Genomic DNA, 6,548 nt, shown 5'->3' on the forward strand with positions numbered 1-6,548 from the left:
AACTTTATTGTAATGGTTGGCATTTTTCATTTCACCTCCTTGTTTTTATAAGAATATTTTACCAAAATAGGAACATACGTTTCAATAGATTTACCTTTTTAAAACACAAAAAAGGGCGATTCATCACCCACCTAAATGCTAACGCATTTTGAGGAAGAAGTCTTCTCGCATAAAAATGATAAAATTTATGATCATATGCTGCGTCATTGTGGATAAATAGCTGACCACTCTTCATCCGAAATCCTCACTATGTGTTTATTTTTGAAAAATTCTACTGGTTTATGTTCAGGTATATTGCTCTTTTCATTTGTCATGAAATCATCTCCTAAAAAAAGTATAACCTGACTATTTAGTATTCGTACGATTTTACGAATAGAAAAGCAAGATAACAAAATCATTAACCTAAATATTTATGTTAAAACTAAAAATAAGGGATTGCCCTTTCTTAAAAGGAGGTTTTAAGGTGAATCTTAAGACGGATGACGATATTAATAGTTTATGGGATGTATCCTATTTTATTGGTAATAAAGAGACAGGCATCTATTGCTTCCCTTGGTGTATTTATCAAAGAGATACTAAAGACTTGATCTGTTTTGAAACAAGGCAAGAAGCAGAAAACACAGCGTATAGCCCTTGTAAAAACTGCTGTTCCATTACTCCTATAGGCTCTTGGGAAGAAGCTGAACAAGATATTTTCATTAACTTACCTGTAGAGTTTAATATGGAAGCGAATCTCAACTACATGCTTCGTGATAAAAATGAATGTTTGTTTGAGATAAATGATGGAACGATTACAAGAGCACTTGCATTTGATGAACATCGATCCATTGTTCAAATAATGGCAACAGAAAATAATCAATTACGAGTAAATTTTTTAGGTGATACAAGACCGAAGGAACGCTATCAACGTGCTGAAATTGTAAGATATATTCGCGAGTGGTTTGATCTCGACACCCATTTAAGCACCTTTTACGATTTAGCAAAAACCGATCCTTTCCTTATGAAGCCAGTTCAAGATTTTTATGGCTTGCGTATTATTGGTATACCTGATTTATTCGAAGCATTATGTTGGGGAATCTTAGGTCAGCAAATAAATTTAAGATTTGCTTATATTTTGAAAAAACAATTTGTAGAAAAATTTGGAGATTTTATAGAGTGGGATTGTAAGAAATATTGGATTTTTCCTTCATATAAAAAAATCGCTTCATTAACTCCAGATGATCTCTCAGATATAAAAATGACTATGAAAAAGAGTGAATATATCATTGGAATTGCACAATTAATGGCAAGTGGTGAGTTATCGAAAGCGAAATTAATGAAGCTAAATCATTTTAATGAGATAGAAAAGAGCTTAATAAAAATAAGAGGGATTGGTCCTTGGACCGCTAACTACGTTCTTATGCGCTGCTTGCGCTTTCCATCGGCGTTTCCTATCGAAGATGTTGGTCTCATTAATGCTATTAAATCATTAGCTCATATGGATCGAAAACCTACCAAAGAAGAAATCAGAACCATTGCTATTCCGTGGGAAAATTGGGAAGCTTATGCGACATTCTATTTATGGAGAGTTCTGTATTAAGAGTAACCGGTCAGCCTACTAAAAGGATTGAACTCTCCTCTCCTTTTAGAAAAATATTTTTAGTCTAATATAGTTGAGGCAATTAATTAGTGCATCAGTGAACCACTTAGTATTGCAATAAAATATTGTAGAGTTAAAAAATAGTTGATGTTATTGTTTATCTCTTCTTTTACTTGAATCAGCGTTACAAAAATCAAATATTGAGAAAGTGATATCTCTCTAAAACACACTTGACCGATCGGAATAATTATAATATAATTAAACACATTCTAGTATAAAAAAGTTATTAGTTTAACCGACCGCACAACCGGAGGTTTCTTTATTTCATGATTTCATGAAGTAAAGAAACCTCTTTTTTGTACGATAAGTATGGAATTAAAGGAGATAAAAAAAGATGAAAAGAAAATTAGTTTTTAAAGATCTAATACTGCAAAATAAAACGGAAATTTTAAGAGATAAGGAGAAATTAGAAATCATTGATATCAAAATTGATAAAAAACATACCCTTAATCTTTCAAAAAGTGCTTTGAAGGCATAAGTATTGAGAGTTCTACATATTGATCGAAAAGTTTGGTGATTAATCAGGAATATTCAGCTTCAGAAGGCTCATGATCGTTACTTTAAAAGCAATCTGCTAAAACGGAAAAGAAGCACCTTATTTTAGATAAGGTGCTCCCTGTGTACTAGCATTTTTCTTGCATGCTCTTCATGTTAGCCATCATATTCATCATAGATGTCATCATTTCATCGCACTCTTGCATTTTAGACATCATTTGATCCATGTTCATGTCCATCTCCATGTTGCACATCATGTCCATCATCATTTTCATGCCATTCATTTCGCACATCATTCTTTCCATACAATTCATCATCATCATGTTCATACACATTTTTTCCATTTTAAGTTCCTCCAATTTGTAGAATTATTTTGAGTAAAAAGGAAACAAAAAAAAGCGCATAAAAAGTTCCTCACCAGTATTTAATAATTGAGTTTTGCAGAAATACGGAATACCGAATCATGCAATTCAATTTTTATCATACTGAAGGATTCTTTTTAGCGCTTCTTGTAGTCAAGTCAGCTTTTCCTTTTTTATCCACTAGTAATTATATATCTAGGGCTTATCTCTTGCAATATATTATTATCTAAATTTATATACATTTAACAATTTTCACTCAAAAAATTAGGAGGTTTATACGACATTCTATTTATGAAGAGTTCTGTATTAAAAATAAAGCTGTCGATAAGCATCAACAGCTTTACCATTCTTTTTATTTGGCTGTTTTCGTATAGATTGTTGCTTTTAAACGCGCAGCCTGCATACACTTCGCTTTCCGTGGGCGAGCGTCAAGCCTCCTCGTCGCATACTCTCCTGCGGGGTCTCGCCTTTCTCGCATTCCCACAGGAGTCTACGTGTATGCAGGCTGCTCCGAAACGTTTCTCCCAATGTTTTTTATGTCAAAAGCAACAAACTTTGAGCCTTTTATTTAAATAAATCCTCCATTTACACGAATCGTTTGACCGGTAATCCACTGAGATTGTTTGCTTACAAGTAATTCGATTACGCTGGCGATATCTTCTGGCTCTCCAATTCGTTGAAAGGCGTTCATTTTTTTCATGCCCTCAATTTGCTCTTCTGTTTTGCCAACCTTGAAGAGTTCTGTATTAACAGGTCCAGGAGCAATCGCATTAATCGTAATCTTTTTCGGACCAAATTCCTTCGCTAATTGTCTTGTAAATTGCTCTACTGCTCCTTTTGTGCCTGCATACACGCTGTAAGCTGGGAACATCTGTCCATTTACAGAGGTGGAGAAATTTACAATACGACCTTCATCTTCCATATATTTTATTGCTTGCTGACAAGCAAAGAATGTCCCTTTTACATTAACGGAAAACGCTTTATCAAAATCCTCTTCTGTTACATCCTGCAATAATCGATTTTTCATTAATCCTGCGTTATTTACTAGAATATCAATTCTTCCAAACGCATTGAGTGTTTCTGTAAACAAGTTTTCGATCTCTTTGGTATTACCCATATTTGCTTTTACAGCAACTGCTTCTCCACCTATATCATGGATTTTTTTTACAACCTCTTCCGCTTTATCTGGACTGCTGGAATAGTTCACGACCACTTTTGCACCTAAATGAGCCAATTGCAAAGCGATCGCTTTTCCAATCCCTCTTGAAGAACCTGTAATAATCGCAACTTTTCCCATTAAATCAATACTCATTTTCGTTTCCTTCTTTCTTTGAATGTTATTTCTAATTCCTGTTTTACTGCCTACAATTGGTACCATGTCTTAACTGCATCTGAATCTCTTACTAAAAAGAAAATAACATAATAGCAAACAAATGACAAATAATTTATTTTGTCATTTGTTTGCTATTATGTTTATAAAAATAAAATAGCTGATATCACGAAAGATATCAGCTTGAGTATTTTTATGCAAGTTTTTCAATAACAGCTTTTGTGACAGCTAAAGTAGATTGAGGATTTTGTCCTGTAATAAGGTTTCCATCTACTTCAAAATGTGTGTTCCAATTTGGAGCGGCAACGAAAATAGCACCAAGCTCGCGTAGTTTGCTTTCTAGTAAGAATGGTAGATATGGTTCCAATGTTGTTTGCGCCTCTTCTGTGTCAGTAAAAGCATTCACACGTTTTCCAGCCACTAGAGGTTGACCATTTGATAAAGTCGCACCAACTAAACCAGCCGGGCCGTGGCAAACAGCAGCAACAATTTTATCTCCTTCATAAAAGTCACGCAGTAATTCTTGAAGCTTTTCGCTTTTTGGAAGGTCGAACATCGTACCATGACCACCTGGCAAGAAAATAGCATCATAATCCTCAGAAGCAACTTCATCAAGCTTAAGCGTATTTTCTAAATATTTTTTTGCATCTAAAATTTCTTGTGGTGTGTTTTCGTCTACACTACCAGGATCGACCGGTCCAACTCCTCCAAGAGGACTTGCAACTGTTACTTCGAACCCTTTATTCGTAAACTCTATATATGCTTCTGCGAACTCCGATAACCAAATCCCAGTCGTTTTTCCTTCAGCCATTTCTTTATGGTTTGTTACAACCATTAATACTTTTTTCCCCACTTTAAATACCTCCTTAATATGATTACAAGTCTTATTTTAAATCCTGAATAACTATAAAACAAATTACAAAAATATAGATTAACTATAAAAATATTTATAGTAAATAAAAGAATGACTCAATCTTAAGCAGGTACTTTCAAGTTCGTACTAGCCCTTGCACTACACTTGTTGAATAATAGTGGTAAGGAGGGAATTCAGTTTGAATATAAGTATTGATGAGAAAGCTTTCAAGTGGTTTAAAGAAGGACTAGAAGTAAATGAAGGTGAAGCCGTTCGCTTTTTAATTGGCTACGAGGAAGAAGCAATGAATCGCCCGTTTCATCCTGGGTTCTCTTTAAAGTTTTTGATAGATTCTCCTAACCTTCTCGGTCCACATATTATGAAAGAGGGTATACTCTTTTATATAGAGGTAGTTGATGAAGTTATATTTCAAGATAAAAACCTATTTGTACGATTCGATAAGGAAAAGAATGATATTTCCTTTGAATTAGTCGATAGAAAGCTGACCCAAATAGACATCAATAAGAGCTATTGAGTCAGCTTTTTTTCTTATGATGAACCATTGTTGAACGATAAACCCTTGGCTGCTAAAGCTTGATGGATTTGATCCATCGCTTTTGGTCCCATCCCATGCAGCTTCAATACCTCTTTCTCGCTAATCTTGGTGAACTGCTCTAGTTGTATAATTCCAGCCCCTTCAAGTGCCCGTTTTGCCGGCTTAGCTAAATTAGTTGGAAGATCGCTTTCCTTGGTAGGATCATTTTTTGTCATAATGATTGCTCCTTTCACAGGTCTTGGAATTCGATTAATGCCCTTGGATTTTATTTCTCCAATTCTTCAACTATAAAACTGACACAAAGAATGCCCTTCTTATTTCAGCTTCCTTATATTAGGTTCGGAAGCTGTTCAGTCTTTTAATTAAAAATCCTCCATTGAAGTGAGTAGGTTCATATGAAATCAGGAAAGCTCCTGGTGAAATGGATAAAATTAGGTCTTTCAGTTTCAGCTCATCACTTCTCTTAGCAAGAACCTTCATTACTAATCTTTTCCCATTTTTCCCGTCTGCTAACCAGGACGTAACACCATAGCCTTTTTCACGAATGTTTCCAGGCAAATGAACTTCTGCCGATTCAACAACCACTTCCATCACGATATATCCCAGAGCCAAACGAGATTCAATTTTACCGCCTAAAAATACCCCAATCCCCCAGCCAATACAGTATGCGGCAATATTTAAAGGCTCGTCGAGATTATCAAGGACAATCTTCAATCCCATTAAATATATAAACACTTCAGCCATGGATAACAAAGAAGCCAATACTTTGTAGCCTTTAATCACAAGGATTACTCTTAATGTAAATAAGGAAACATAAATGATATTAAACACTATGATGACAAAAAGAATAGATGACATCGCTCCACCTCAATAATTTGCTTTTATTTGATTTTAAGAAATTACTTGATTTGTTTTTCCTTTATAAACTCCTTAATAATATCATTTTTTTTCTGATATGAGAGCAGTGAAAAACCCCCTGAGAGACATGATTCTTAAAAAGAATTCATTCATCACAAGGGGAAAAATTTTTATCAATCATTTTATTGAATTTTTTATACAAAATCACGAGGAATCTGCGAAAAAAACAATGAATAATATTTCTGATATCATTCTTTCGAAAGTAATTGACATCCTCCCCCACCTAAAATTCTCACGAATTTTTGAGGATGGGGGATTCCAACAGATTTCACTGCGTATAGAACGGTCAGTGCTGTTGGTGTTACCGTTACCTCCTCGCAGTCCGTTCTCTGTTAAAAAACAGAAATCGGTAGCAAATCATCGGCTAGGTGTATAGCTCAGTCAGGAGCCTTACG

The 6,548-nt window shown here is 34.7% G+C and carries 8 protein-coding genes; 3 read left to right on the top strand and 5 right to left on the bottom strand.

All coding sequences use genetic code 11. The annotated features are described in order from the left end of the window. Positions 1-463 precede the first annotated feature (463 nt). Positions 464-1,579 carry a DNA-3-methyladenine glycosylase 2 gene (locus FDO66_RS20585; protein WP_258535818.1) on the top strand — a complete coding sequence of 372 codons (1,116 nt, stop codon included), beginning with the start codon at positions 464-466 and terminating at the stop codon, positions 1,577-1,579. Positions 1,580-1,973: 394 nt separating this feature from the next. After that, positions 1,974-2,117, top strand: a complete 144-nt coding sequence (locus FDO66_RS20590; RefSeq protein ID WP_141434526.1) for an FbpB family small basic protein — start codon at positions 1,974-1,976, stop codon at positions 2,115-2,117. A 145-nt stretch (positions 2,118-2,262) separates the two neighbouring features. Here FDO66_RS20590 and FDO66_RS20595 read toward each other — a convergent pair whose 3' ends face one another. From FDO66_RS20595 to FDO66_RS20605, 3 genes are all read right to left on the bottom strand, one after another. Beyond that, on the bottom strand, positions 2,263-2,478 hold the full coding sequence (locus tag FDO66_RS20595) for a hypothetical protein (RefSeq protein ID WP_141434527.1): 216 nt from the start codon (positions 2,476-2,478) through the stop codon (positions 2,263-2,265). Positions 2,479-3,064: 586 nt separating this feature from the next. Then, positions 3,065-3,808 carry an SDR family oxidoreductase gene (locus FDO66_RS20600; RefSeq protein ID WP_141434532.1) on the bottom strand — a complete coding sequence of 248 codons (744 nt, stop codon included), beginning with the start codon at positions 3,806-3,808 and terminating at the stop codon, positions 3,065-3,067. 211 nt (positions 3,809-4,019) lie between these two features. Next, complete coding sequence (locus FDO66_RS20605; protein ID WP_141434528.1) at positions 4,020-4,679, bottom strand: type 1 glutamine amidotransferase domain-containing protein; 660 nt, start codon at positions 4,677-4,679, stop codon at positions 4,020-4,022. A 199-nt stretch (positions 4,680-4,878) separates the two neighbouring features. Here FDO66_RS20605 and FDO66_RS20610 point away from each other — a divergent pair, with 199 nt between their 5' ends. Beyond that, complete coding sequence (locus FDO66_RS20610) at positions 4,879-5,214, top strand: cytoplasmic protein (RefSeq protein ID WP_141434529.1); 336 nt, start codon at positions 4,879-4,881, stop codon at positions 5,212-5,214. 14 nt (positions 5,215-5,228) lie between these two features. Here FDO66_RS20610 and FDO66_RS20615 read toward each other — a convergent pair whose 3' ends face one another. Both FDO66_RS20615 and FDO66_RS20620 read right to left on the bottom strand, forming a co-directional pair. After that, on the bottom strand, positions 5,229-5,468 hold the full coding sequence (locus FDO66_RS20615; protein ID WP_395939827.1) for a helix-hairpin-helix domain-containing protein: 240 nt from the start codon (positions 5,466-5,468) through the stop codon (positions 5,229-5,231). Positions 5,469-5,568: 100 nt separating this feature from the next. Continuing rightward, the gene (locus FDO66_RS20620) at positions 5,569-6,093 is read right to left on the bottom strand and encodes a DUF2179 domain-containing protein (protein ID WP_141434531.1); all 525 of its coding nucleotides are present in this window, start codon (positions 6,091-6,093) and stop codon (positions 5,569-5,571) included. Between the last annotated feature and the right edge of the window lie 455 nt (positions 6,094-6,548).

The organism is Bacillus sp. 03113 (assembly GCF_006546985.1).
GTDB lineage: Bacteria > Bacillota > Bacilli > Bacillales > Cytobacillaceae > VATK01.

Bases quoted from the DNA above. Each gene is read 5' to 3' on its own strand.
- FDO66_RS20590 (WP_141434526.1), top strand. From the start codon at position 1,974: ATGAAAAGAAAATTAGTTTTTAAAGATCTAATACTGCAAAATAAAACG.
- FDO66_RS20595 (WP_141434527.1), bottom strand. From the start codon at position 2,478: ATGGAAAAAATGTGTATGAACATGATGATGATGAATTGTATGGAAAGA.
- FDO66_RS20600 (WP_141434532.1), bottom strand. From the start codon at position 3,808: ATGAGTATTGATTTAATGGGAAAAGTTGCGATTATTACAGGTTCTTCA.
- FDO66_RS20620 (WP_141434531.1), bottom strand. From the start codon at position 6,093: ATGTCATCTATTCTTTTTGTCATCATAGTGTTTAATATCATTTATGTT.